Raw genomic sequence first — 26,549 nt, 5'->3', positions numbered from 1 at the left:
CATCAGTTATTATTTATAATACATGATAATAACAAAAACAGTAAGGAGATACACAACATGAGCAATTCACGCAGGCTAGGACTGGCCATGATTATAAGCGGAGCTTCTTTGTGGGGATTATCTGGTCCAATGCTGCAGTGGTTTTTTCAGGAAACCCACTTATCATCCAGCGATTATTTAGTTGTCAGATTGATTGCGGCAGGCATGTTCACGCTCATTTTCTTATCATGCCGGAAAGTAAAAATATTTGCGATATGGAAACATCCCCGCCACTGGATACAGCTTATTCTTTTTGCTGCTTTGGGAATGCTTGGAGGCCAATATGCCTTTATTGAAACCATTCAGGTGAGCAATGCCGTTACAGCAACCCTGTTTCAATTTGCCGGCCCGGTGCTGATCACGATTTATGTGGCAATTGAGTCGAGAAGATGGCCAGCCAAGATCCATTTACTGGCCATTGTCACAGCTCTTTCAGGAATTTTTCTGCTTATTACCAACGGATCTCTGGACCAAATCCTTTTATCAAATAAGGCTTTATGGATTGGTTTTCTAACAGCGCTTGGATTTGCCTTTTACACATTGCAGCCTGTTTCTCTCATTAAGACCTGGGGAACGATGACAATCATCGGGTGGGGAATGCTTCTGGGAGGAATCGCCCTATACTTGCTGATGCCATCATTCAGCTTTGCCAACATGGCAGGAGCCCTTAATTTCGGTACATTATCTATGTTAATCAGCATCATAGTGATCAGTACCCTCTCCTTTTTGCTCTATATTGGGAGTCTGAAGTATCTTTCCCCCACAGAAACCAGTCTATTATCCAGTATTGAGCCACTTGTGGCAGCTTTGATATCCTTCCTGTGGCTAAATGAAACCTTTGGAAGCTATCAATTACTGGGCGGTGTTTTCATCCTTGCAGGAGTACTATTCCTATCAATGAAAGAAAAAGAAGAGGAAGTCATTATTTTGCAGCAAAAAGGGGCTTAATCCCTGCACTTTTGAATCATTAAGAAATCCAATAAGCCTTATTAAACAATCGGTGAAGCGGTTCTCCTTTCCTATGATACGGTTAAGATATCAAATGAACGAAAGGGGAACTCTCTGTGGAAGCACAAAAAATTCAAGAATATGTAATAGAAGAACCTAAAAAAAAACAAAAGGCTGTCGGGTTTGCGAAAGGGTTATTGCTGACCCTTTTCCTTGCGGTTCTGGCTGGACAAATTGCCCAGCTTCCCTTTTTCTCCATTCTCGGAATCATGATCCTCTCCATTCTGCTGGGAGGCATTTGGGGAAATACGCTATCTGTCCCTGTGGACGCTCATTCAGGCATACAATTTTCAAGCAAGGTATTGCTTCGTGCAGGGATTATTTTACTGGGCTTTAGACTGAATTTGCAGGAAATTGTATCAGCAGGCTTTTCCATCATGATCATTGATGTAGTAGTCATCGTCTTTACCATGAGTTTGATCCTGCTTTTGGGCAAAGCTTTCAGAATCAATAAGAAATTGTCAGCTTTACTTGCTGCAGGCACTGCGATTTGTGGAGCGGCAGCCATTATTGCGATTGCGCCAATTGTCAAAAGCAAGGAAGAGCAAACCGCTGTGGCAGTATCATGCATAGCCGTTTTAGGAACCATTGGGGCGATTTTGTATATTGTTTTATTTCCCTTGCTGCCTATCAGTGAGCAGGAATATGGTGTTTTAGCCGGGGCAACATTGCACGAACTTGCCCATGTAGTGGCGGCAGGGGTTCCGGGCGGAGATGTCAGCAGTGACTCTGCCATTCTTGTAAAACTGGGAAGAGTGCTGCTGCTGATACCAGTTGCCCTTATCATAAGCTTTGTTTACAGCAGAAAAAACAGCGGTAAGAGCCGCAATATAGGGAAGCTGCCAATCCCATGGTTTATTTTCGGATTTCTCCTTACCAGCCTGATCAATACTATTTTCTCCATACCCGGCAGCATCATCAGCATCTTTTTGTTACTGAGCACCTACCTCCTCGCAATGGGTATGGCAGGTTTGGGGCTTAATATTAAATGGAAAGACTTTGTGAAAGTTGGCTTTAAGCCTGTTGCTGTTGCCATTGCAGGCTTCCTGGGTCTTCTTGCCATAACCCCGCTGCTGCTCTTACTATATAAAATTTTTTAAATGTCCCCTAATCGATTACAATAGATGGAGGGGAGTTACATGTTTGAAGGAGGATATCCATGAACCTCGACTATCTGAAAGTATTTTATGTCACCGCAAATAATAAAAGTTTTTCCCAGACTGCCAAAGATCTCCACCTCTCTCAATCAAGTGTCAGCCTTCAAATCAAACAACTCGAAGAACAGTGGGATTGTCAGCTCTTTGAACGGACAACAAAAAAAATCTCGCTGACACCCGCAGGGGAAATCCTCTATCATAAAGTCAAAAAGCTGATAGCTTTAATGAATGAAACTGAAAATGAACTGGAAGAATTAAAGGGAAGTGTACATGGGGACTTAAAGGTCGGAGCCAGCTTAACAATCGGGGAGCATGTACTCCCCTTTTTATTAGCCGATTTTTCGAGTCTCTATCCAAAAGTCAGCCTGCATTTAAATGTATATAATTCCAGGCATATCGTTGAGAAACTATTAAATCATGAAATTAACTTAGGGTTCATTGAATCCATGCTCTCCTATCCAGCCTTAAAACAAGTTCCTTTTGCCAAAGATGAGTTGATTATCATAGCCTCCCCTGAAAATAAATTCATTAAGACGGACAATATAACCATCGAGGAGCTCCTGTCAGTTCCTATTATTATCCGTGAAAAAGGGTCAGGAACACGGCAAGTGATGGAGGATTCCTTTAGAAGATGCCATGTAGATGCATCCAAATTGAATGTCATTATGGAACTGAAACACACCGAAGCCATAAAAACATGTGTCGAAGCAGGATTAGGAATTTCCATCATTTCAAAATCTGCAGTAAAAAAAGAACTTCGGCTGGGAACTTTAAAACAATTAAAGATAGACGGAATTACAATGCAGCGGGACTTTTACATGATCTATCATGAGGAAGCCCTGAAACATACCAGCAGAAAGCTGATGGAATATATATCATCGAGACATTGAGGGATTAAATAAGGAAAAACGATAAGACATATAAAAGCTCAGAGCCGCAGACTCTGAGCTTTTATCAATTAAGCGTCAATTTTAATATTAACCTGGCTATCAGTTTTATCTTCCATCCCATTTGTATCTGTACTGCCTAAAATATAATAATCAAGTGTACTTTTAGGTATTTGATTGTATTCTTTCCTTTTATATAGATAGAATGCTAATCCTAATACTGCCCAAACGATTAAGGCGATCAGTGAAGGTGCTCCAAGTGCAGATGGGGACCCGGGAACGAGCAGCAAGCCAAGAAATGCAAGCCCGCTTAGTGCTCCAATCAGAGCAACCAGTTTTTTGCCTGGTGAGATCATTTTCCCATCACCTGCTTCTGTCCAGCTGAATAGCTTATAGGCTGTGTAACAAGTATAAAAGTAGGCAATGGTTACTCCTGTTGCTGACATGTCAACAATCCATAACAGGACAGGACGCCCAAACCATGGAGCAAACAGGCAAAGGGCACATGTGAACAGAACCCCTACATAAGGGGTGCCATGCTTCGGGTGAAGCCTGGAAAAAGCTTTAGGAACTACTTTAGCTCTCCCCATCGCAAACAACAATCGGCTGGAAGAAACATAGAATCCATTAAGCCCTGTAAATACACCCATACAAAGGGAAATTGCGAGCAGGAGCACTCCGAAGGCACCTAACGTATCAGAGATGACATCACCTGTCCCCCAGATCGGCTTTCCGGCAACAAGGTTTTGCCATGGCATTGCCACTGCTGTTGCAATAATCATGAAGGAGTATAAGACACAAGCTACAATTAACGAATATATGATAAGCTTGAATGCCTTCTTAGGAGGAAAATTAAATTCTTCAGCGGCCTGCGGAATGTTATCAAACCCTACATATGCCCAAGGAGCAATCGCGATGATTGCGATGATTCCAGTCAGTGCAGGAATCCCCGGTTTAAAGAAAGGCTGAAGATTTGACAGATCTGAAGATGGGCTTAGTATCATGCTGATGGTGAGCAGAAACACACCGGCAACGAGGATAATACAAAATATATATTGGAGACTGCCAGAAATGGAAGCACCCTTTATATTAAAATAGGCAAAGATTAGAAGTGCTGCAGTTGCAATCACTACTTCCCCCAGATATACCTGCCAGCCGCCTATTTCATATAACAATCCGATATTTGTCAGCGATGGAAGCATAAACTTACCGAGCAATGCCAATGCAGACGCATTCAGGGCTACAATACAAATATAGCCAAGAGTCAGAAACCATCCGCAGATAAAGGCATGTTTCCTCCCAAACCCGATATATGCATAAGCAAACTCACCCCCGGAAACAGGATACTTTTCAATTAAAACCCCGTAGCTGACGGCAATCACCATCATTAATAAAGCACCAATGGTTAACCCGATCACCGCCCCGATCGGCCCTGCTTTTCCCATCCATTCAGACGGCAGAATAAAGGCTCCCCAGCCAATGGCAGAACCAAGCGCGATAGCCCATACCCATTGTGGCTTAAACGTTTTTTCCAGCTGTACCCTTTCTTCCATGTTTTCCCCTCCATTATTAAGGCTTCTCTCAAAATCTATTAAGGACTGCTTAATCTTGTTGAGCTAATGCCTTATCCTTAAACAGAGCAAAAGCTGACCCCCAGCTTTTGCTTCAGTATCGAGGATTTTTTGAATAGCGGTTATCTATGAATGAGTGTAAGCTTTTTCTGTATTTTCCCACACAACCTTACCGGAAATAATGGTCGCCAATATAGAAATATCCTTTAATTCCATTGCTGGACAGGTAAGAGGGTCGGCATCCAGGACAACAAAATCTCCTCTTTTCCCTTCCTTAATTGTGCCAGCAGAATCTTCTTCAAAGTTCAGAGCTGCCCCGTAAGACGTCATCGCTTTTAAAGCGTCCAGAACATCAATTTTCTGATCATTACCAAGCACATCCCCTTCTAAAGTGATGCGGTTCACAGCCGCCCATATGGAAAACAGGGGCGAAATGGGAGTAATTGGGCAATCAGAATGCAGTGTGAACAGCAAATTGCGGTCAACCGCATCAGCCAAAGGATTAATTCTTGCCGCTCTCTTCTCACCGAGGAATATCCTGCGGTGCCGATCTCCCCAAAAATAAACATGATTGATGAAAAAGGAGGCAGCCACACCTAATCTTTGCATGGCATCAAGATCATCACTGCCTGCAGTCTGTACATGTTCAATTCTATGTCTGTGGTCTTCCATCGGACTTTTTGACAGAACATAATCGAAGGCCTCAAGGATAGATCCGATTGCCCGATCTCCGTTTCCATGTATCGCAATCCTAAACCCTCTATTATGGAGATCCAGCATTTCTTCTGCAAATTTGTTTTGGTCATGCAGCAGTTCACCGTATACAGATTCATCACAATGATAAGGATCGCGGAGTGCACCTGTAAGTCCCTGGATGGATCCATCCTGAAATAATTTAGCACTATCCAGAGAAACTCTGTTTTTAGTGCGTCTCTTTAATTCAAGATCGAGCTGATCGGCCGTATAACCGGAAAAAGCACTCCCCTCTCTTAAAAGATGATGCAGGATCATTAGCCGCATATTCATTGGATTCTTCCCTGAATTAATGGCCGCTACATGCGCATTTAATTCTTCTATTCCTCTGTCAAGGCCCACGCCGGCATCTGTACATGTGGTGATTCCCTGAGACAAGTACACCTCCGCCGCATTTTGTATATTTTTGACTTGTTCATCGCTTGAAGGAGAAGGCAGGACTGGAAAAATAAATTCCAGGGCAGGAATTTCATGAATGACACCATCCAGCCTTCCATTATCATCACGTGTAAAGTACCCGCCATGCGGATTTGAAATGGTTTCATCGATTCCAGCCAATTCAAGAGCTTTGGAATTTACAGCACCAAAGTGCCCTGAAATGTGCCGGATAAAAACAGGATTGTTCGGGGCTGCTTGGTCTAAATCAAATCTGTCCGGATGCCTTTTATCCACCAGGAGGGTATCATCATACCCCCACCCCATGACCCATTCTCCAGGTTTCGCTTTACCCGCCCTTTCTGCTATCTCTCGCTTTATATCGTCAATGTTTTTATTCCGCGGGGATCTGCAATCAACATAATTCAGCATTTGCCCGTACATTAATAAATGGCTATGTGTGTCAATAAACCCCGGAAGCAACGTGGCTCCTTTTAAATCCTTGATCTCGACATCAGGACTATTTGGAATTTCCGAACGGTCCGGTTCGGCTTTATCCCAAATTTTTTCGATGATGCCATTCCTGACAAGCAATGATTTTGCCATAGTGTTTTGTTGATCAAGCGTAATGATATTTGCATTTTTTATGATAAGGATACTCACCCTTATCCCTCCTTATTAGACAGCCTTGTTTTCTGCTGAATGGATATCGTTTATTTTTCTGCTTGCTGACGGCAGGTCTTCCCAATAAACAGCTTTTACATTTTCTGATGGTGAATGTTTTGTCCAAAGACTAATTATGACAAGCGAACAAAAGGACATGATAAAGCCAGGTATGGTCTGATCGATTCCTGTATAGAGAAGAGGCCATAGAATGGTCGTGAAGCAGGCAAGGAGCATACTGGAAATGACAGCGGTATTGGTTGTCCTCCTCCAGAACATAATGGCCAGAAACGGAAATACAAGAGTTGTTGCTGACAGCCTGAGTGCCCATTGATACATGCTGACTATATCTGTTAGTACAAAGGCGACTAACAGTGATAAAACCGAAATAATCACTACACTCAAGCGGGAAACAAACATCATTTGCTTTTCTGTTGCATTCGGATTTAATAGCCGGTGATACAAATCCTGAGTAATATTAGAGCTTCCTTGTAAAATGAAGGAGTCTGCACCTGTCATGAGTGCTGATAGGAGTCCGATTAGAATAATGCCTCCAATATACGGAGGAAGCATTTCCACGGTTACATAGGAGAAAATTAAATCTGGGTGAATATCGGCTGGTACAAATTGCCTTGCCATAATTCCTATACTATATGGAAGCACAGAAATGCATAGAGTTATGGCATAACCGGTCAAGCCTGCTTTAATGGCAATATCTTCTGTCTTAGAAGCAAAAATCCGCTGCCATGTGGATTGCCAAACTAAGTAGAACGGAGCCACAGAAAGGGCAAAAAGCAGTACATCCCCAAGGCCATTCGCCCCAAGCGGTGTTAAATAATTTTTCGGCGTGCTGCCGAGGATGTGCTCCATTCCTCCGCCAAATTGCAGGGCTGCATATGCAAGCATTACAATACCTGCAATCAGGATCACGCTTTGAATAGCATCCGTTACAATTGTCGCTACTAAGCCGCCTAAAATCGTAAAGCCGAGGATCAGAATGAAAGAAAGCACAATTCCCGTTTTCACGTTCATATTAAAAGCAATGCTGAATACTGTACTCATCCCTACAATCTGCAGGGCAGTTGTGGGAACAGAATATATGAAAGCAGATAACACGGATGGAATGATACCGGTTTTTGATCCAAACCTTTCACTAAAAAGGTCCGCAAGTGTATATAATCTCTGTCTTCTTAATGGACGGCTAAAAAAGAAGATCAAGAGCATACTGACAAGCATGGCTGGTAAGGCAAATTTAAAAAATCCAGATACGCCAATTGTGAATCCCATTCCAATCCAGCCAATAAAAACGGCAGCACCGCAATTCGTGCTGATGATGGTTCCGACAATATTCCAAAAACCCATATTCCAGCCTGCAATCAAATAACTGTCAGAGGTTTTAATTTTTGTAAAATAATAGATTCCAATTGCAAACATGAATATGAAATACGCTAAAATGTATCCAAAATACCAGCTCATCGACTGCCTCCTTTTTTCTTAATATTCTGTAAATTATTGCCAGTAAAAAGCTGCACATCTTTTATTTAATTCCACTATATCGGTCAGTTCGCGTCATAGCAGCCTTCTAACATCAGCACTATTCAAACTCGTAGGCTTTCCTTTAAAAAGGAGCTTAATCAAAAATCAATTAAGCTCCTTTTATTTTTTCCTACCAGTTTTTATGATCAAGGTGAGCATATTTCGGCAGAAGACGAGTCGGCATCTTTAACGCATCCTTGCGGAAAGGAGGTGCCAATTGCGTGCCATCCACCTGAATGTCAATGACTGTCGGTTTATTGGATTCTATTGCCCGGAGTATTGCCGGTCCAACATCCTCAGGTTTATCTACACTAATTCCCTGTGCCCCCATGGACCTTGCAACCTCTGCAAAGTCAGGATTCTGGATATCTGCTCCTACAAAGCGATTATTATAAAAATCTACCTGGTTTTTCTTTTCTGCACACCAGGCATTGTTATTAAAAACACATGCCACTACAGGTATGTTCTCCTCAACCGCTGTACTTACTTCATGCAGGCTCATGCCCCATGCGCCATCCCCTACGATGGCTACTACAGGGCTATTTGGATTTGCAAGCTTTGCCCCTAATGCTGACGGATAGGCAAAGCCTGTATTGCCAAATGTTAAGGCTGCCACATGCTGGCGGCCGGAATTAAATTTTAAATAGGCATTTGCAGTAGAAGATACATTCCCGATATCTGTAGTCACAATTGCGTTTTCCGGAAGGACCTTTGTAAGCTCAAGGAGTGCCCTGCGCGGATTAATTGGATTTCCTTCCACCATGGCCAGGTCGACAAGTTCTTTTTCCCATTGCTCTTTCTCATTTGTCACTCTTGTCATTCTCTCAGAGTTGAATTGCTTATTTGGCACTTTTTCTTTTAGCCGTTTGGCGATTTCAACCGAAGCTGCTTTTGCATCTCCAATGATCCCGATTTCTACTGGATGGGTCCTCGCGATATTGCGGGGATTGATATCGATTTGAATAATCTTTGCGTTTTTTGGAAAGTAATCAATGTCATAGCAAGGCAATGTTCCAAATACAGATAATCTGGTACCGATAGCAAGCACCACATCTGCATCCTTTAATGTGTTCATAGCTGCTTTTGACCCCATATACCCAATAGGTCCTACCGCTAAAGGTTCATTTGCCGGGAAAGCATCATTATGCATATAGGAAACAGCTACAGGAATCGTTAAGTGATCGGCAATTTCCTTCACTGCCTCTATTCCATCTGAATCCACTGTCCCCCTGCCGGAAATGATCACAGGGTTTTTGGCAGAAGCAAGCAAGTCCACAGCCTGATCAATCTGCTCTAATGACCCGCAGCCCCTATTATCCACGCGATACTGATGAGGTTCAAGAATGACATCTTCCACTTCCCCATAAAAATAGTCCCGCGGAATATCAAATAGCACTGGCCCTCTCTCTGCGTAAGCGATTCTAAAGGCAGTCCTCAGGCAATCCGCCACACGCCCCGGATGTGTGACCCGAACGGTTTCCTTTGTAATCGCTTTAAAGACTGAAACCTGATCGCATTCCTGGAAACCGTCCCAGCCGACAGTAGGTGTTCCTGCTGAAGGAGAAATGACGACCATAGGGGTATGAGCCTGATTAGCAGCGGCAACAGACGTTACCATATTGGTGATCCCTGGCCCATTCTGGCCAATCACTACTCCGGCAACTCCGCTTACCCGAGTATAGGCATCTTCCATGTGGGCAGCACTTTGCTCATGCCGCACGCCGATGAATCGGATCCCGGCAGTTGGAAGCAAGTCTAATAAATCCATGAAAGCGGACCCCAAAATCCCGGAAATATGTTTGACACCTTCCTTGACTAATGTTTCTACAATAGCCTCACTTGGTGTCATTTTCACCTTTCTTGTTTTGATTTCTGCTAGTTCTTTTTCTGCTTTTGCCATTACGGGCACTCCCTTTCCGATTAATGAAATTTCATATATTTAAATGGATAGGAGCCCTCTCGAAAGAGCCCTAATCCAGATTCAACTTCTTGTCTAAAGTTCTTTAAATACACTTTCCACAGTCTCAACAACAAATCTTAAATCTTCTTCTGTAGATGAAAGCGGCGGAGCTATAATAAGGACATTATTGAAACCAGGCACAGTATCCCCGTTTCTGCCAATAATCAGGCCTTTTTCTTTACATAGTGTAATGGCCTTTGCTATTAATTGATCAGATGCCGGCTGCTTCGTTTCCTTGTTTTCAACCATTTCAATGCCATATAAGAAACCGGCACATCTGACTTCGCCTACATTTTTATGAGACTGCAGCTCTTTTAAACTGCCTAAAATACTTTCACCCAGCACTTCTACCTTGCTGACTATATTCTCTCTTTCTATGATTTCGATATTTTTCAATGCTACTGCGCAGCTTGCCGGATGTCCTCCATAGGTTGATACATGGCGGAAGTGGTTATCTGTACCTTGCTCCTTAAATTTCTCATAAATTCTGGAATGAACCGCTGTTGCTCCAAGTGGAAGATAGCCGCTGGTCAACCCTTTAGCCATCGTTACGATATCAGGCTGAACACCATCCGAATGCATAAATCCAAACATTTTGCCCGTTCGCCCGAATCCGGATACAACCTCATCCATTATCAGCAGGACATCATGTTTTTTGCAGATTTGTGCCACCCTCTGCAGATATTCAGGAGATGGGATAATAACCCCCCCGCCTGAAATAAAAGGCTCCATTATGACAGCAGCAACCGTTTCGGCACCTTCCCATTGGATGACCTGGTCAATCATGTCAGCTGCAACTTTATCGCAATCCTTCACATCCTCCCCAAATGGACAGCGATAGCTGTAAGGAGGCGGGACATGCAGGAATCCCGGCATGCCAGGATCGTATTTCACTCTCCTGTTGGCCTGTGCAGTAGCACTTAATGCACCTAAAGTTGAACCATGATAGGCACGGTATCGCGAAATAAATTTGTATTTACCGGGATTGCCATTCTGATTATGATACTGCCTCGCTATTTTGAATGCGGTTTCATTTGCTTCCGAACCGCTATTTGAGAAAAAGGTTTTATAGGAGTCCCCCAGCAATTCACTAATCTTTGCAGATAACTGGATGGCTGGTGCATGACTTAAAGTTAGAGGGAAATACGACAGCTTCATCATTTGCTCTGCAGCTGCTTCCGCAATTTCTTTCCTGCCATGTCCAAGGTTCAGACACCAAAGACCGGATACACCATCCAAATATCGATTTCCGTCCATATCAGTAAACCAGGAGCCTTCACCTGATTGGGCAATCATCGGACTGCTTCCTTCTGTATGCCGGCTCATCGCATGCCATAAGTGTTTCTGATCCTGATCTGTTAACTTTTTGTAATCATTAAGTTTTACTGTAGACATATTGCTTGCCTCCTTCTATTAAGTAAAGATTCAGGTTTGCATTGTGTCTCCTCTAATGGGTAATCAAGTTGCGGTTGGAATTTTGTGTGTTAATTTATGGGTGGGTGTATACGGATAGTTATGCGCCTCTGCAACTCTCTGATGGGTGACGTTTCCATTCATGGTATTGACTCCTTTTTCAAGAAAAGGATAGCTTATAATTGAATTTTCAATCCCTGTATTAGAGAGCATTAAGGCATATGGTGCTGTAGTATTGGCGAGTGCATAGGTGGAAGTTCTTGCTACAGCGCCAGGAATGTTTGGAACCGCATAATGCAAAACACCATGCTTTACATATGTTGGAGAATCATGTGAGGTAATATGATCGATGGTTTCAATTGAACCGCCCTGATCAATGGCAACATCAATAATGACTGAGTTCTTTTCCATTTGCATAACCATTTCTTCCGTTACTAACTGAGGTGCTTTTGCACCTGGGATAAGAACAGCCCCTATCACTAAATCGGCAAGTTTTACTTCCTGGGCGATATTGAACGGATTTGACATGACCGTTCTCACTCTGCCCGAAAAAAGATCGTCCAGCTGGCGGAGTCTTTCTGCACTTATGTCGATGATGCTTACATCTGCACCAAGGCCGACTGCCATTTTTGCGGCATTTGTCCCAACAACTCCACCGCCAATAATCACCACTTTTCCAGGCTTCACACCAGGAACCCCGCCTAATAGGACACCTTTTCCGCCATGAATTTTTTCAAGAAATTGCGCTCCGAGCTGGACAGACATCCTTCCGGCAACTTCGCTCATAGGTGTTAGGAGAGGCAAGGATTGGTTATCCAGCTGAATGGTTTCATATGCAACCGAGGTAACTTCTTTTTCTACTAAAGCTTTTGTCAATTCAGGTTCGGCAGCCAGATGCAAATAAGTAAAGAGAATCAAGCCTTTTCGAAAATATTGGTATTCATTGGACTGGGGCTCCTTGACCTTCATAACCATATCCGCAGACCAGGCCTCTTCTGCACTTTGAACAACCTTTGCACCTGCTTTTTCATATTCCTGGTCAGAGATGCCGCTGCCTAATCCTGCACCTTTCTCAATCAGGACCACATGGCCAGCATTTACAAATGCAGAAACACTTGCCGGTACAACAGAAACCCGATTTTCATTATTCTTTACTTCCTTTGGCACACCAATAATCATGTCATCACTCCATCCTGCAAAATAAAAAATCTCAAACTATCTCGTCATGACGTCATGTCGTCCGTACCAGTTGTTTTATGACTATCCTCAGTTGTAATTAAAACACAACCTTTATACATTTTCAATATTTTCTAAAAATTTTATATTATCGGAATTATTAATAGATATTATTGTGAAATTGAATAACAGTGCATTTAACTATAATTCTTTGATAGTTTTACTCTAAATGAATACATATCCGAACGAAAAAAAGCAGAATAGTATTCTATTAGGTTTCCATTTATATCTGATAATAACCGTTCTATATGAAGCACACTTAAGGAGCATGGAACACCCAGCAGATCGGCTTCTTCTTTAGATAAATAGGTACTTGTAATAATCTGTTCTGCTTCAGCAAACCTTAAGTCTAAACTTTGCTCGAGCAGATCATACAGTGTTCCCTTTTCAATATCATATTGGGCGAGGTTTTCACCAATTTCTACAGGATAGTACTGATTTTCAAGTGCCAATGGCTTATCGTTTGCATAGCGAATACGCTTTATAAAGTATGCTTTTGTAAGCCCGCTGGCTTCCACAATTTCTTTTGCTGGAACAACGATCCCATTGTCAAGTAATTTTGAATCGGGCTTCATCCCCATTTTATTAATCACTTCTGTTGTACTGGTAATATTCCCAAGCCATTCCTCAATCGGTTTCTTTGAAATAAAAGTGCCTTTTCCATGGACTTTCTTTAGCACACCTTCGTTTACTAAATGGGAAACTGCCTCTCTCACCGTGCTTCTGCTTACTTTATAGGTATCCATCAGTTCTCTTTCGCTTGGAATTTTCTCATTGAAATAACGATTGTCTATTAGCTCCTGCAGTTTATTCTTTAGTTGTATGTGAAGCGGAATAGGACTTTTGGAATCTAACTCTGTCATAATGGATGCCTCCTTTATTTTCTCTAAATGCAAAATGTATAATTAATTATATAGATTACCTGAATTAATATCCATCCTTTTACAGCAGAACCAGATGGACGTATTTAAAAGTTTAGCTATTTGCAGGCTGTAAAGTCAGCAGATGATTTGGAAAACTGGCGGAAGAATGGTATTAATTTAAGCAGAATCAATTAATTGAAAAAGGATGATTAGAAATGAATCACTTCATGAAACGGGCTATTGAACTGGCTATTAACAATGTAAAAGAAGGAGGCCAGCCCTTCGGTGCAGTTCTGGTGAAAAATCAGGACATCATTGCTGAGGGCGTGAATGAATTGCATAAAAAGCATGATGTAAGCGGGCATGCGGAATTGCTGGCTATCCGGCGGGCACAGGAGCAGTTTCAAACGAATGATTTAGCCGGATTTACCATGTATGCAAGCGGGGAACCCTGCCCCATGTGTTTAACTGCCATGTATTTCGCAGGCATCGATAAGGTGTACTATTGCCAATCAGTCGAGGACGCTTCTAATGCAGGTTTAGGCAAGTCTAAAATGATTTATGAGGATTTAAAAAACGCTAGAGATGACCGGGGACTAAAATTGGTCCAATTGCCATTAAATGAGGATCAAGACAATCCAATGAAGCTTTGGAAAGAACACATTTAACACTTAGCCTCCCTTCTCAAAGCAGATGGGAGGCTGATTGTTTCTTGATATTCGTCACCTTTTAATATTCTCACTCATTCTTTTAACAAACATCGTCAATAAATAGGCTGCATAAGCAATCAAGATATCGATCAGAAAAATATAGAATTGATTCATTCCCTTATTAAAGTGAACCATACCAGCCCATTCTTCAAGAGTGGCGAATCCAAAGGAAAAAACGGCACTTGCTAAAATCGTGTAAAGCAGAAAGCTTTTCCTGCGGTTGGTGCAGTACTGAAAGATCAGAAGGAAACCAACCGGTAACGCTGATGCTGTCATGTTCATCGCATAGGGAAACATGGGAAATAAGAAATAAGTATGGACAAAATAGCTATATCTCTCCAAGAAGCTGTCGGCGTAAGTCCAAAGAATATGCACGGTATATCCAAAGAAGAAAATTTCAAAAATTCTGCTGCGGTCAACGGCAAAATATACGAGAATCAGCGGGAGGACCATCAGAGCCAGAACCACCCAAAACTGCCATGTCGAAAGACCTGAAAACTCTCTCCAGTATGAATTAATGAGAGAATTCATCTCCTCACTTTGTGAATATATTCGCTCCCAATACTCGCTATAACTCATAGAATAACCTCCCGGAACACATCATCCTTAAAAGTTTTATGCATAATCATAGTTTTCCATCCGTGCATCAATCAGCATTTTTCTAAAAAGATCACCTTTTTGAACCCCTAATATTTTCTGGCCATATTCAAGGAAAGACCTAAGCTCGTTTTCCGATAAATGACTCGTACTCAGCGGAAATTGTTCCATCTTCTTTTCCCCATCCATAATCTGATCCAATAGTTCTATTCCGCTTTTAGTAATGGACACGCATTTATAGCGATGCTGTTCTTTATTGGCTGTGATTTCGATCAGGCCTTTTACCTTTAACGGTTTTAAAAGTCTGGTTACTGTCGAAAGATGCCAGCATCCCAATTCACTTATTTGAGTCGGGCTTAGCTTTTGATTATGAGTGCCAAGCAGAAACAAAATATGCTGCTGAGCAGGCGTCAGCTTAAACTTCTTTCAAGCTCCGCCAACTTCTTTTCCATGCAGAAGTATAGTGCCCTTATGACAAGTAATGTCTGCTGTTTCAGAAAGATGTACGTCCCTTTCCCCCTCACTTGCAAATACAATTGTATTTACAAGTATTGTTTGAGAGATGGTTAATATTATGCAAAAAAAATAGAGGTTCACATTACTGCCTCTATTTCAGTCCTATTCTATTTTTTACATCATCTCTAATGAGCCCGATCATCTCTTCAGACAAGTTCGCTGGAAGCGAAGAGCCATCATTAAATACCCAGGCGTTGATCACCTCAAGATCTGCTTTTTTAAATGTGATGCTATAATTATTGTGTTCATGGAGAAATTCTGCCGTAACATATTCCTCCCCATCAAATTCTTCATCCACAATCATACCGGTTATTTCGTATGGATTCACTTGATAATCTCCTTCAGCTTTTTACAGATTAGGATGCACCCGGCCCCTCAAATTATCCGAAAATGTTTAAGTCTTCATTATAATGGTATCTATGGTTTTATAAGCAACCAAAAATGTGGCAAGGGAGTATGCAGCTTCAGTAATTCCGAATAAAAAAGCCGAACTTCCAAAGAGCAGGGTATTCATAATCAGGATGCATTGCCCTATGGTGAACGGCAAACGCTCGCTGAATAATATCGCCAAAACTTCTGTACCGTCCAGGCAGGCTCCGAACCGGATAATGAGCCCCACTCCCGATCCGAGCAAAAGTCCTCCCAGGATAATGATCAGCAAGGGATGGTTTGTCACTTCCTCAAATGGAGCCAATATGTATGTTTCCCCTGCCAGCACGGAACTGGCAAACAGGCTTAACACCAAAAATCTTCCCCCTAAAAAGAAAAAGCCTGCCGCTAAAAACGGAAGATTCAGCAGCAGAATCAAGGCACCTACCTCTACATGAAAAACATGTGAAAGGAGAATGCTCAATCCGACAATGCCGCCGTCTATGACATAATTTTTCACAAGGAATAATTGCAGGGAGACAGCCACAAGTGTTGCCCCGAGTATGATAATCAGTCCATTTTTAAATGCGGAAAAAGCGCCGTGTCGACTCTGGCCTAAATAGTATGGAACTCTATTTCTAAACACCGTCCATCTCCTTTTGTTCAGTCTGGCTTATGTATTGAAATATATTCCGTTAAATCCATAAAATGCGGACGCTTTCTTTTAATTTTTTATAGTTTTCCAGAAAAAAAAAAAGATAGAATTCCTTCATATCAGAGTGTAAAATAAATTCAGCCAGCTGAAAAACTGGTATAGGACGCACAAATAGAAATACGTAAAGCAGCACCAAAATATATTGAATTTTCAGAAAACTAAATAAAAGAGGTTGATGTACATGGCAATGGATTCATCTATTAAAGAGCCAACGATTTTTGATCATGCTGGAAATAAAATTATTACAGAAGATCGGGAAATTCAAATAATCGCTAAATTCGCAGAACCATTAATTGTGGTACTTGGAAATGTTTTGAGCGATGAAGAATGTGACCAGCTGATTCAGCAGTCAAAAGATCGCATGCAGCGTTCAAAAGTTGCCAACTCCCTTGAAGTGGATGAACTCAGAACCAGCAGCAGTACGTTTTTCGAGGAAGGGGAAAATGAAATCGTCGCCAGAATCGAGAAAAGAGTATCACAAATCATGAACATTCCTGTTGAGCATGGTGAAGGGCTGCAGATTCTTAATTATAAAATAGGCCAGGAATATAAAGCACACTATGACTTCTTCTCTTCAACCAGCAGAGCAGCAAGCAATCCGAGGATCAGCACGCTTGTCATGTACCTGAATGATGTGGAACAGGGCGGGGAAACGTATTTCCCAAAGCTTAACCTCTCTGTATCTCCACAAAAAGGCATGGCGGTGTACTTTGAATATTTTTACAATGACCAGAACATAAACGATCTGACACTTCATGGCGGAGCACCTGTTGTCATAGGTGATAAATGGGCGGCCACGCAATGGATGAGGAGAAAGAAACTATGAAAAAAGCGCTTGGGAAATTTGTTCCCAAGCGTTTTTTAGGTCCTGCTTTCTTTAAAACCACAGTCTCTTATGATAGTCATAATCAGAGGTATCGAAAGTCTCTTCCCCTTCTTTATTGGGGGCACACTCTTCACAAGGTCCTTCCTGCTGGCCATGTTCACATTGCTCCATTAAAAGTTCCACCTGAACGCATCCCCCTTTCCTATCTGATACTTCAATTATAATTGAAAGCGTTTACACCTGTCTTGTACAATTTGTTGGAAAATCGTTAAAAAGTGCCTATCTAAAGGCACATTTTAACGTCAAAAACAGACATTTTTGTCGCATTTTAGCCTTTATACCACCTATAATACCCTCTGGGCAAATCAGTCACTTCACTTGCAGCCCTTATGCCTGATTGAATTGCTCCTTCAATCCAGCCCGGGGCTGTGGAAGTATGTTCTCCGGCGAAATGAACTCTTCCCTCAGGGACAGGAATTGCTGGGTACAGCTCTGTTTCCTGGTTCGGCTTGAACATCGAGAAGGCACCGCCGGAAAAAGGGTACTGCGACCAGCTATGGGAAGCTCCTGTTAAGAAATGCTCGTAAACCTGATTGCCATGAACAACAGCCAAATTGTCAAGGGCATTCCGGATCCGGTCACCTTCTTTAAGATTATCCCAGGATAAAGTATCATCTTCCCAGGTATAGCTTGCCATAATCACCCCCGAACCTGAAGACCCGATCAGATGGCTTGGATATGCAGCGAAGCGAATGGGCAGATCTGTCATCAGCTTCCCTCCATGCAGCCCTTCACGTTCCCAGAATCGCTGCTTAAACTGCAGTCCGATTTTCGTGGAAGAAACATAATGAAGTTCCCGAATGGCTTTCCATTTATTATGGGAAAATGAATGCCGGGGAACGACTTCAACGAAGGAGAGCAAAGAAAACGGAATGGTGATAATGGCCAGATCACCAGTTACTGCCAAAGGCCGTTGGCTCAGGGTATGTCTGGCATGAATGGTAACCTGCTCATGACCCTGCTCTATTTTTGTCATCTGATAGCCGAAATTAAGATCTTGTTTTAACTGAGGCAAAAAAGCATTTGGGAGCTTATCATTCCCTCCCTCTATTTCATAAAAATGAATGTCCGGGCTAAATAAAGGAAGAAGTTCCCGCAGAATGGCCGGAAAGCTCATCTCCGGAAACCCTTCCAGACCCAGCAGAACTTTAATGCTTTCAAGAGCTCCAGGTGATAGGCCAGGCCCCACTGGATTGTATCTGAGAAAATAGCTCATGGGATACCGGTCAAACTCTCTAACTACGATATTCCAATTTTGTCCGGGGTTTTGATTAATAAAATCTGCAACCGGCTTTATTGCCATCGTGAGCAGCTCTTCCGCTGTCTTCCCTTTTTCATGCGGTGCAACCGGGTAGCACAGAATATCCGGATTCTTCTGATAGGCAGTTCGATTGGTTTTTATTCCATTGGCAAAGATCAGGTCCTGGGGTGTTGTGTTCCTGAATTCATTTACTTTTAAACGGAATTTTTTAATATACTCAAGGACTAATGGATGATTATGGGGAATTCGCATGGCGCCAACATCCAGGTACAAATCGTCCATGAACGGCTCTCTCATCGTAAAAATCCTGCCGCCAACCCTTTGTGTTGCTTCTAAAACCGTTACATCATGACCGGCATCCTTCAGCAGTGAAGCAGCTACCAGCCCGGACATACCGGCTCCGACAACAATAATTTTTTTCTGGACCTGTGAAATGCCGAGTCCGTTTCTGATGATGGAAAGCATTTCTTCAACTGATAACTGCGGATCCCGATAATAGGCCATTCCTATTCTCCCTCCGGCGATCTGACAAATAGCTATTACTTCATCATACTGCCGGACAGGTTTACAATATGCATCTTTTATGTTTAACCAGTTTTACCATTAAAAAATCGGCACAAAATTTTTACCTACCCCCAAAATTAAGGAATGAAACCCTAAATTTTTGTTGATGGTCATTTTTCTCAGAAAAATGGAGGGTTGGGAGTACCGGCATACCCTATTAAACTCCTGATGCTTACATACTTAACACTACATATTGGGAGGAATAAATGTGGATCTTTTTTTTAGGTGGATTGTCAGATCTCTGTTTGCCCCTGTATCTGGTACCGCAGGAGCAATCGCAAGTACTACAGGTTTCTTTCTGGCATTTCTACCTTTGGATAGTTATAAAATTCCATTGTTGTTTGCTTGTTCACTGATTCTGGGCCTTAATATTATTGCCTTATTCCTGGGCTCTCTGATTACTGTTTTTATCCCATACATAGATAAGCTGCCTTACATGGATTTTGGCCCATTAGAAAATTTCTGGCTGATTTCAAGTCTTAAAAGCGGAATATTATCTTCCGATTCAGTTGTTTCAGGTATTTTAGGAGGGGTTGTTGGACTTGTCTGCTATTTTTTCTTCCTCTGGTTTTATAATCTGGGGCTGAAAAAAAATGATGGAAAACAGGAATCTATATTTCTTGATCCTGCTAAAAGGCGATGGTCTCTAATCAAGCGTATGACTGCAGGCTTCACTCTATTAATTGCAGTGATTTCAGCATTTTTTATTGAGAGCCTTAATACAGCTCCCAAATTCCCTGCATTGACTCTGGATCAACACACTTCAAACACACAGATAGAGCCCATTGACAAGCCTTTCAATGAAAAAGATTCGGAATCTCAGGTTCAAGAAACAAACGCTGATGCCAAAATTCCAGCAAAGCTTAATATGGCACAAATTGATCAAAATCAAGAAGTTTATGGATTCTATGTCAATTGGGACGAAAATAGTAAAATATCTTTCAAGAAAAATAAAGAGTCTATAACTACTTTGGTACCTGAATGGATGCAGGTTACACCAGATCTAAAGGTCAAGTCCTCCATTGACCCATCCATTGTAAAAGAAGCTAAAGAACATGAAATCAAGGTTTTGCCATTAGTAAATAATTTTATAGACGGCAAATGGGATTCAGATGTTCTGCATAGGTTATTCACTGTTCCAGGGGCTGAAGACCGCTTTATTGAAGATATGATTTTTTATGTGGTATCAAATAATTTCGATGGGATTAATATTGACTTCGAAGCGATTAAACCTTCTGACAGGGATAATTTTACACAATTCATGAGTAAGGTGTACAAAGCCTTTCATAAGGTAGATTTAATGGTAACATTGGATGTTCCGCCGAATGATGAAAGCTATGATTATGCTTCTTTGGCTAAATACGCCGACCGTGTCATTGTGATGCTTTATGACCAGCATTACTCCATGAGCGCACCAGGGCCTGTCGCTCAAACAGATTGGGTAAAGGAGAACTTGAATCAAACTGATATTCCCTCCGGCAAATTGGTTGCAGGCCTTGGAACATACGGTTACAACTGGGAAGAAAATTCTAATGAACCTGCAGCTGAAATGACGTTTGGGGATATCATGAAGATGGGCAGGGAAGCGAACCTCCATATCAATTGGAGTATGGAAGCTGGAAACCCCTACTTACGATATACACAGAATGGAAAAAATCATACTGTCTGGTTTTTGGATGCTGCCACTTTTTATAACCAGATGAACCTTGCTCTAAATAGAGATTCTACTGGCATTGCCATATGGCGGCTCGGTTCCGAGGATCCTTCGATTTGGAATTTTCTTAACAAGACTAATGAAGCCAAAAAACCATCTCAAGTGCTTAGTACCTTTGATAGTCATTTTTCAGCCCTTCATACCGGGAACGGAGAAATATTGAAAATCGCATCACAAAAAGAAAAAGGAAGAAGGACAATTGAAATGGATTCCAATGGAATGATAAAAAAGGAATCCTATGTCAAATATCCAAAGCCTTTTGAAGTAATCCGACATGGACAATCAAGTAAAAAAGAAGTCGTCCTTACGTTTGATGACGGTCCTGATCCATCCTACACTCCAGAAATACTGGACATATTGAACAGATATAAGGTGAAAGGCACTTTTTTTGTTGTTGGGGAAAATGCTTTGATGCATCCTCAGCTTGTTAAAAGAATTTATGATGAGGGGCATGAAATTGGAAACCATACCTTTACACATCCAGATATTACATCCATCACACCTTCTCGTCTGCGGATGGAATTGAATGCAACACAACGCTTAATTCAAGGCATAACTGGGCGTTCTATGACTCTTTTCCGGCCTCCATACATTGCAGATACGGAACTGGCCACAAAAAATGAGCAGCTTCCTATAATGGAAGCCCAGAAGCTTGGCTATACCATGGTCGGCCAATCCATTGACTCTGGAGATTGGCAGGGAGCCACAGCAGATGATCTTGTAAATCAAACATTGGATCAGCTGTCAGAAGGGAATGTTATTTTGCTTCATGATGCCGGGGGTGACCGCTCCAAAACAGTTGAGGCCCTTCCGATTATTATTGAAACACTTAAAAGCCGCGGCTATACATTTTCAACTACTGCCGGCTTAATTGAGAAAAGTGACAGTGAGATCATGCCTTTTGCCGATCAGGAAAACCCTTATTCTGTATATGATAGTGCCGTTTTTAAAATCCTTAAAAACTGGAACACCGGCATCAGCTTTTTGTTTTATTCAGCCATCCTTTTAGGAATTTTGCGTCTGATTTTTCTTGTTTTCCTGTCTAGGAAACAGGTTAAGAGGTATAAAGAGACAAAGATTGACCCTGGATTTACTCCATATGTCAGTGTGGTCATTGCTGCTTATAATGAGGAAAAGGTCATCTGCAAAACTATAGATTCCATTTTAACCAGTGACTATTCTGCTTTTGAAATACTGGTTATTGATGATGGCTCAAAGGATCAGACGGCCCGTGCCGTTGAGGAAGCTTTTGCAGACAATCCCGGCGTCAGATTAATTAAAAAAGCCAATGGCGGAAAGTCTTCAGCTGTAAACCTTGGATTCAAGGAAGCTAAGGGAGAAATTGTGGTTGCTTTAGATGCCGATACGCTTATTGCAGAAAATGCTATACCATTGCTTGTCAGCCATTTTAAGGACGATCAGGTAGCTGCTGTGTCAGGTAATGTCAAGGTTGGCAATAAAGGGAATCTCCTGACGAACTGGCAGCACATTGAATATGTGACAGGCTTTAACCTGGAAAGAAGAGCCTTCGCCGCTCTCAACTGTATTACTGTAGTACCAGGTGCAATCGGTGCATGGAAAAAGTCTGCGGTTGAAGAAGCAGGCTGCTTTAGCGAGGATACACTTGCAGAGGATACGGATATAACGCTTGCCCTATTGCGCAATGGAAAGAAAATTGAATTTGAAGAAAAGGCCTATGCTTATACTGAAGTGCCGGAAGATATTAAAAGCCTGGCAAAACAGCGCTACCGTTGGGTATATGGGACTCTTCAATGCCTCTGGAAACATAGGGAGGCGTTATTTAACAGGAAACATCAGTCATTAGGGTATGTAGCCCTTCCAAACATGTGGCTTTTTCAATATGTTTATCAAACGATTTCTCCTATTGCAGATATCCTATTTCTTTTTGCTCTATTCAGCACGAAACCAGAAAAAGCAGCCATTGGTTTTATACTATTTTACTTGATGGATTTCTTTACCTCCTTATATGCGTTCAGGCTGGAAAAAGAAAATCCTAAACCACTGGCCTCATTGTTTTTGCAGCGAATTTTATATAAACAGCTGATGACCTATGTAGTGGTAAAATCGATTTTCTCCGCCATAAAAGGAGTTACTGTCGGCTGGAACAAATTAAAACGTAAAGGAAACGCAACCCAGGATCATTCCTTGATGAATACTAAATAAAATAAAAGGCCTTTCCCAATTGCGGGAGAGGCCTTTGGATTTTTCATGATCCAGGAAGTCTATAAGTTCTTCCCATTGCTTTCTTTGTTTTCATTTCCTTTATCCGCCCTTCTGCTCTCAGCCTTTTCTTTAGCCTCCTGAGAAACCTGCTTGCCATGGTTTAGAACTTCTTCTGCAGGACTTGCTGTACTATTCCCTCCAGTGCCAGAGGCAGGTGCTTGGGTATCTTTTGGGCTGGTCACAGGTTTTGCGGGTTCACTTGTTGTCTTATTTCCTGAAGGCGCAGAAGCAGGCTCCGGAGCCGAAGGCTTTTTGGCTGATACAGATTCCGTTTTAATCACTGGTTTTGCTGCAGGTTTCCGGCTCGATACTTCGGTATCCTTTTGCACAGCAGCAATTGCCTCATTGCTTTCTCCCTTTATGGGGGATTCTGCAGAAGCAGGAGTATTTTCCTCCGTTTTTTGTTTCACCTTATTTTTTACAGCCACTGTTTTTGATTCAGCCTTTTTGTCATGTTGTATGTATGCTTCAGATTTTTTTTGAATACCTGTTAAAACAGATGAATTTTCCGCTGAAAAAAGTTCAGTTGCTTTCAATATGCCATTGGCAGCAGAAAACGTTAAAGCCCCTGCTATTACCATGACAAGGGCTCCCTTAGCTGGTGATTTCATAATATTCTCCTCAAGACTAGTTATTGATTATATTCAAAGTATTCGGAGGAGTATCCATATATTATGGGGGTATAATTAGTTACTATCATAATTTGCTTACTTCTATTTCTGTATATCACCCCGCATAAGAAAAGAACCATCTTAAATTTCAGATTCTTTTCTTATGCCTGGAACTTTTTATTATCAATTTTTACTATCGCGGCATCTGAGCCGGCAGCAGTCTTTTTTGTTTCATTCACAAGGTCAAGAATATTCCCGCTGCACTGCTGGGCTCCTTTTATCAAAAGCGGTGTTCCTAATGTACCCAGCCCCAGGCCGTGGGCTAAGAATCCACCGATTGACATAATGATCGGAACAGCAGGTGAAGTATTAGAGAGGATGATTTTCTCGTGAATTGCTTTATGGTTACTTAATAAGAGACAAAAGTGATGCAGAGTTTCAATTGTCAGTTTGGAAGACCTTCTTCCAAGAGTATATACCGGATTATCCTCTTCGTCTGTACCATGAAAAATAAGAGTTCCTGCATCTTTCTTTGTCAATTTATTAAAAAATGGCACCTGAATGACTTCTTCTTTTTTAAGTTTTCGATTCTGAATGATTTTCAGATGGTATGCTGCTGCAAGGGATGTTGTATGAGTTCCCCCAAAATCATGATAGATATAGATCAATTTTTATTTCCTCCTTCACCAGTCTTCCGAAAGGCGAGGATTTGTGCCTTTAAGGAAGAATATAATCCTGCAGCCGCATTTCCATAAAAAAAGCCCATAAAAATGCCAGCCCACAGATTATTCCTGTGTGCAAAGAATACAGATATGATGAGTCCAAGGAGATTAGCCAGCCCTGGAACATATGGCTTAGGAATTTTAAAGAGCATCTTGCCCAGCTGGGTCAGCAGGACCACTAATGGCACTGCGATTATGGCATCCCAGAAGTTCGTATGAATGATCGGAAATGCCTCCATGTTACCACCTCTGCAATCTTATTTTCCTGCTACTATCTATTTTGCTCCATTCAGATGTTTTTAATTAACAAAAAATAGCCGCACCCAGGCAGCCAAAAAAGGGATTTCCCTCTATATAGAGAATATGTAAAATAAATACAATGAAAGTGGTGAGGTAGATGAATTCAATTGCTTCCCCGATCGCAGGCAAAGTGAACAATGTGTTTATTCATGTCAAGGACCTGAAAAAGTCGGCTGAATGGTATAGCAGCCTGCTTGGACTGCCTTTTAATATGGATGATGTGGAATCGCCGGTATACAACATTCCGGTCACCTCTCAAACCGGACTTACACTGGATGACCACACCTTTGATCCATCCTTCAAATGGACTCCTTCCGGTCACGTTTTATTTAATTTCTTTGCCCATGATATCGATGTGGCCTACACGTTTGTAAAAGATCATGGAATCACCATTGTAAAAGAAATAGAGCGTATTGGAGATTTTGCTTATTTCAACTTTCAGGACCCTGATGGAAATGTATTAATGATCTGCAATTGCTAATGAAAGAATCTGTGGCTATATGGCCATGGATTTTTTTATTTACAGCATCCCCCGCTGGACATCCCCCTTTGCCTCACGTATACTAGCCATATTTATGTAAAAGAGTAACAGCTTCATAGAAAGAAAGGTGTTTAATATTATGATTCACAATCCGACTGGAAAAGAGCGGCTAGCGCTGGCATTTCTCCTCAGCATGCTTGGCATTTTGGGGCCATTCAATATTGATATGTATTTGCCGGGCTTTCCAGATATCGCTGAAGATTTCAGTGCCCGAGCTTCACTTGTTCAGATGAGTCTGACAGCCTGTTTGATTGGACTTGCGGTTGGACAGGTTATTGTCGGACCGGTCAGTGATTCGCAGGGAAGAAGAAAACCTCTTCTAATCGGGATTTCTCTCTTTGCCTTATCTTCCCTATTATGCGCCATATCACCCAATATTGCGGCCTTTATTGCTGCCCGCTTTCTGCAGGGATTAACTGCCTCTGCCGGTATCGTCCTTTCCCGGGCAGTTGTCCGTGATGTGTTCAGCGGTAAAGAGCTGACGAAATTTTTTGCTTTGCTTATGGTCATTAATGCAACCGCTCCAATGATTGCGCCCATGACAGGCGGTGCGCTGCTTCTGATTCCCTTTGCAAGCTGGGAAACCATCTTTTATTTTCTAAGCTTTTTGGGATTATTTATTACCATTGTGATTTATTTCCGATTAAAAGAAACCCTTCCTCCAGAAAAAAGGGTCCCAAGCTCCATTGGGAATTCCGTTAAAAGCATGGGGGGACTTTTCAGGGACCGTTCCTTCATCGGGTATGCCCTTATCGTTGGTTTCATACATGGCGGAAGCTTTGCTTATGTTTCGGGGACACCCTTTGTCTATCAGGGTATTTATGGTGTATCGCCTCAGGTGTTCAGCATCCTGTTTGGCATTAATGGATTGGCCATCATTACGGGGAGTTTCCTGATTGGCCGTCTGGCAGGTGTCATTCCGGAAAGAAGCCTGCTCCGGACAGCGGTCTGCATTGCGGTCAGTGCAACTTCGTTTCTCTTAATTATGACCATCATTAAAGGACCGCTATTCATGCTTGTCATTCCTATTTTTATCTATATGACTTCAATGGGGATGATCATCACCAGCTCGTTTACATTGGCGATGAAAAATCAGGGGCATCGTGCCGGCAGTGCCAGCGCCGTTATTGGAATGCTTCCTTTAGTGCTGGGTTCGGCTGTTTCCCCTTTGGTGAGCATTGATGAAACCACTGCCGTGCCAATGGGTGCCATCTTGTTTATTACATCATTCATCGGCTTTGTTTTCTTCTTCACCCTAACGAAAGAGAAAACAAAAAGAAGCCGACAGAACCTGAAGCTGCATGCGGAGGGATAATTCCCTCCGGCTGGCATGCCGCC

General features: G+C 42.1%; 23 protein-coding genes. 8 read left to right on the top strand and 15 right to left on the bottom strand.

The features are described from left to right. Positions 1 to 57: 57 nt before the first annotated feature. From NYE23_RS05685 to NYE23_RS05675, 3 genes are all read left to right on the top strand, one after another. Positions 58 to 987 (top strand): DMT family transporter, encoded by a 930-nt coding sequence (locus NYE23_RS05685; protein ID WP_341076120.1) that lies wholly within the window; start codon positions 58 to 60, stop codon positions 985 to 987. A 116-nt stretch (positions 988 to 1,103) separates the two neighbouring features. After that, on the top strand, positions 1,104 to 2,147 hold the full coding sequence (locus NYE23_RS05680; protein ID WP_341076117.1) for a YeiH family protein: 1,044 nt from the start codon (positions 1,104 to 1,106) through the stop codon (positions 2,145 to 2,147). 59 nt (positions 2,148 to 2,206) lie between these two features. Further along, entirely contained in the window at positions 2,207 to 3,094 is an 888-nt protein-coding gene (locus NYE23_RS05675; protein ID WP_341076116.1) for a selenium metabolism-associated LysR family transcriptional regulator, read from the top strand. Positions 3,095 to 3,162: 68 nt separating this feature from the next. On the opposite strand, the gene NYE23_RS05670 is transcribed toward NYE23_RS05675, so the two are convergent. The 7 genes from NYE23_RS05670 to NYE23_RS05640 all read right to left on the bottom strand — a co-directional run bounded on the left by NYE23_RS05670 (position 3,163) and on the right by NYE23_RS05640 (position 13,461). Then, positions 3,163 to 4,644, bottom strand: coding sequence for an APC family permease (locus NYE23_RS05670; RefSeq protein WP_341076115.1), 1,482 nt, complete (start codon positions 4,642 to 4,644; stop codon positions 3,163 to 3,165). 144 nt (positions 4,645 to 4,788) lie between these two features. Continuing rightward, positions 4,789 to 6,453, bottom strand: coding sequence for an amidohydrolase (locus NYE23_RS05665; RefSeq protein ID WP_341076114.1), 1,665 nt, complete (start codon positions 6,451 to 6,453; stop codon positions 4,789 to 4,791). Between the two features lie 15 nt (positions 6,454 to 6,468). After that, positions 6,469 to 7,929, bottom strand: coding sequence for a sodium:solute symporter family protein (locus tag NYE23_RS05660; RefSeq protein WP_341076112.1), 1,461 nt, complete (start codon positions 7,927 to 7,929; stop codon positions 6,469 to 6,471). A 190-nt stretch (positions 7,930 to 8,119) separates the two neighbouring features. Next, positions 8,120 to 9,889 carry a sulfoacetaldehyde acetyltransferase gene (gene xsc / locus NYE23_RS05655; protein ID WP_341076111.1) on the bottom strand — a complete coding sequence of 590 codons (1,770 nt, stop codon included), beginning with the start codon at positions 9,887 to 9,889 and terminating at the stop codon, positions 8,120 to 8,122. Between the two features lie 93 nt (positions 9,890 to 9,982). Further along, positions 9,983 to 11,344: an aminotransferase gene (locus NYE23_RS05650; protein WP_341076109.1), complete on the bottom strand. Its 1,362-nt coding sequence runs from the start codon at positions 11,342 to 11,344 to the stop codon at positions 9,983 to 9,985. A gap of 63 nt (positions 11,345 to 11,407) precedes the next feature. Then, the gene (gene ald, locus NYE23_RS05645) at positions 11,408 to 12,541 is read right to left on the bottom strand and encodes an alanine dehydrogenase (protein ID WP_341076107.1); all 1,134 of its coding nucleotides are present in this window, start codon (positions 12,539 to 12,541) and stop codon (positions 11,408 to 11,410) included. 194 nt (positions 12,542 to 12,735) lie between these two features. Next, positions 12,736 to 13,461 (bottom strand): GntR family transcriptional regulator, encoded by a 726-nt coding sequence (locus NYE23_RS05640; protein ID WP_341076105.1) that lies wholly within the window; start codon positions 13,459 to 13,461, stop codon positions 12,736 to 12,738. A 215-nt stretch (positions 13,462 to 13,676) separates the two neighbouring features. Between NYE23_RS05640 and NYE23_RS05635 the strand changes: the two genes are divergently transcribed. Continuing rightward, positions 13,677 to 14,129, top strand: coding sequence for a nucleoside deaminase (locus NYE23_RS05635; protein ID WP_341076103.1), 453 nt, complete (start codon positions 13,677 to 13,679; stop codon positions 14,127 to 14,129). A 54-nt stretch (positions 14,130 to 14,183) separates the two neighbouring features. Here NYE23_RS05635 and NYE23_RS05630 read toward each other — a convergent pair whose 3' ends face one another. The 4 genes from NYE23_RS05630 to NYE23_RS05615 form a co-directional block, all read right to left on the bottom strand. Beyond that, a complete protein-coding gene (locus NYE23_RS05630; protein ID WP_341076101.1) occupies positions 14,184 to 14,750 on the bottom strand; it encodes a hypothetical protein in 567 nt (188 codons plus the stop codon). Positions 14,751 to 14,786: 36 nt separating this feature from the next. Then, positions 14,787 to 15,158 (bottom strand): MarR family winged helix-turn-helix transcriptional regulator, encoded by a 372-nt coding sequence (locus tag NYE23_RS05625; protein ID WP_341076097.1) that lies wholly within the window; start codon positions 15,156 to 15,158, stop codon positions 14,787 to 14,789. Between the two features lie 217 nt (positions 15,159 to 15,375). After that, positions 15,376 to 15,612, bottom strand: coding sequence for a hypothetical protein (locus tag NYE23_RS05620; protein WP_341076095.1), 237 nt, complete (start codon positions 15,610 to 15,612; stop codon positions 15,376 to 15,378). Positions 15,613 to 15,678: 66 nt separating this feature from the next. Then, entirely contained in the window at positions 15,679 to 16,299 is a 621-nt protein-coding gene (locus tag NYE23_RS05615) for a YitT family protein (protein WP_341076093.1), read from the bottom strand. Between the two features lie 244 nt (positions 16,300 to 16,543). On the opposite strand from NYE23_RS05615, the gene NYE23_RS05610 reads away from it, so the two are divergent. Then, complete coding sequence (locus NYE23_RS05610) at positions 16,544 to 17,194, top strand: 2OG-Fe(II) oxygenase (RefSeq protein WP_445662581.1); 651 nt, start codon at positions 16,544 to 16,546, stop codon at positions 17,192 to 17,194. A 328-nt stretch (positions 17,195 to 17,522) separates the two neighbouring features. Here the strand turns inward: NYE23_RS05610 and NYE23_RS05605 are convergent, their stop codons facing one another. After that, entirely contained in the window at positions 17,523 to 19,019 is a 1,497-nt protein-coding gene (locus NYE23_RS05605) for a flavin monoamine oxidase family protein (RefSeq protein WP_341076090.1), read from the bottom strand. A 268-nt stretch (positions 19,020 to 19,287) separates the two neighbouring features. Here NYE23_RS05605 and NYE23_RS05600 point away from each other — a divergent pair, with 268 nt between their 5' ends. Then, complete coding sequence (locus NYE23_RS05600; protein WP_341076089.1) at positions 19,288 to 22,977, top strand: polysaccharide deacetylase family protein; 3,690 nt, start codon at positions 19,288 to 19,290, stop codon at positions 22,975 to 22,977. Between the two features lie 59 nt (positions 22,978 to 23,036). Here the strand turns inward: NYE23_RS05600 and NYE23_RS05595 are convergent, their stop codons facing one another. From NYE23_RS05595 to NYE23_RS05585, 3 genes are all read right to left on the bottom strand, one after another. Then, positions 23,037 to 23,648, bottom strand: coding sequence for a hypothetical protein (locus NYE23_RS05595; protein ID WP_341076088.1), 612 nt, complete (start codon positions 23,646 to 23,648; stop codon positions 23,037 to 23,039). Positions 23,649 to 23,809: 161 nt separating this feature from the next. Next, on the bottom strand, positions 23,810 to 24,316 hold the full coding sequence (locus NYE23_RS05590) for a DUF3189 family protein (protein ID WP_341076087.1): 507 nt from the start codon (positions 24,314 to 24,316) through the stop codon (positions 23,810 to 23,812). Further along, positions 24,313 to 24,609 carry a hypothetical protein gene (locus NYE23_RS05585; protein ID WP_341076086.1) on the bottom strand — a complete coding sequence of 99 codons (297 nt, stop codon included), beginning with the start codon at positions 24,607 to 24,609 and terminating at the stop codon, positions 24,313 to 24,315. Before NYE23_RS05585 ends, NYE23_RS05590 begins: the two co-directional genes overlap by 4 nt. A gap of 158 nt (positions 24,610 to 24,767) precedes the next feature. On the opposite strand from NYE23_RS05585, the gene NYE23_RS05580 reads away from it, so the two are divergent. Both NYE23_RS05580 and NYE23_RS05575 read left to right on the top strand, forming a co-directional pair. Continuing rightward, on the top strand, positions 24,768 to 25,151 hold the full coding sequence (locus NYE23_RS05580) for a VOC family protein (protein WP_341076085.1): 384 nt from the start codon (positions 24,768 to 24,770) through the stop codon (positions 25,149 to 25,151). 139 nt (positions 25,152 to 25,290) lie between these two features. After that, on the top strand, positions 25,291 to 26,526 hold the full coding sequence (locus NYE23_RS05575) for a Bcr/CflA family efflux MFS transporter (protein ID WP_341076083.1): 1,236 nt from the start codon (positions 25,291 to 25,293) through the stop codon (positions 26,524 to 26,526). Positions 26,527 to 26,549 lie beyond the last annotated feature (23 nt).

It is taken from the genome of Cytobacillus sp. FSL H8-0458 (genome assembly GCF_038002165.1).
GTDB lineage: Bacteria > Bacillota > Bacilli > Bacillales > Cytobacillaceae > Cytobacillus.
Note: the sequence above shows the minus strand (reverse complement) of the source record. Positions and strands in the feature narration are given on the sequence as shown.

Bases quoted from the DNA above. Each gene is read 5' to 3' on its own strand.
- NYE23_RS05630 (WP_341076101.1), bottom strand. From the start codon at position 14,750: ATGAGTTATAGCGAGTATTGGGAGCGAATATATTCACAAAGTGAGGAG.
- NYE23_RS05635 (WP_341076103.1), top strand. From the start codon at position 13,677: ATGAATCACTTCATGAAACGGGCTATTGAACTGGCTATTAACAATGTA.
- NYE23_RS05585 (WP_341076086.1), bottom strand. From the start codon at position 24,609: ATGGAGGCATTTCCGATCATTCATACGAACTTCTGGGATGCCATAATC.
- NYE23_RS05610 (WP_445662581.1), top strand. From the start codon at position 16,544: ATGTACATGGCAATGGATTCATCTATTAAAGAGCCAACGATTTTTGAT.
- ald (WP_341076107.1), bottom strand. From the start codon at position 12,541: ATGATTATTGGTGTGCCAAAGGAAGTAAAGAATAATGAAAATCGGGTT.
- NYE23_RS05660 (WP_341076112.1), bottom strand. From the start codon at position 7,929: ATGAGCTGGTATTTTGGATACATTTTAGCGTATTTCATATTCATGTTT.
- NYE23_RS05640 (WP_341076105.1), bottom strand. From the start codon at position 13,461: ATGACAGAGTTAGATTCCAAAAGTCCTATTCCGCTTCACATACAACTA.
- NYE23_RS05605 (WP_341076090.1), bottom strand. From the start codon at position 19,019: ATGGCCTATTATCGGGATCCGCAGTTATCAGTTGAAGAAATGCTTTCC.
- NYE23_RS05580 (WP_341076085.1), top strand. From the start codon at position 24,768: ATGAATTCAATTGCTTCCCCGATCGCAGGCAAAGTGAACAATGTGTTT.
- NYE23_RS05650 (WP_341076109.1), bottom strand. From the start codon at position 11,344: ATGTCTACAGTAAAACTTAATGATTACAAAAAGTTAACAGATCAGGAT.
- xsc (WP_341076111.1), bottom strand. From the start codon at position 9,889: ATGGCAAAAGCAGAAAAAGAACTAGCAGAAATCAAAACAAGAAAGGTG.
- NYE23_RS05675 (WP_341076116.1), top strand. From the start codon at position 2,207: ATGAACCTCGACTATCTGAAAGTATTTTATGTCACCGCAAATAATAAA.
- NYE23_RS05670 (WP_341076115.1), bottom strand. From the start codon at position 4,644: ATGGAAGAAAGGGTACAGCTGGAAAAAACGTTTAAGCCACAATGGGTA.
- NYE23_RS05685 (WP_341076120.1), top strand. From the start codon at position 58: ATGAGCAATTCACGCAGGCTAGGACTGGCCATGATTATAAGCGGAGCT.
- NYE23_RS05595 (WP_341076088.1), bottom strand. From the start codon at position 23,648: ATGAAATCACCAGCTAAGGGAGCCCTTGTCATGGTAATAGCAGGGGCT.
- NYE23_RS05575 (WP_341076083.1), top strand. From the start codon at position 25,291: ATGATTCACAATCCGACTGGAAAAGAGCGGCTAGCGCTGGCATTTCTC.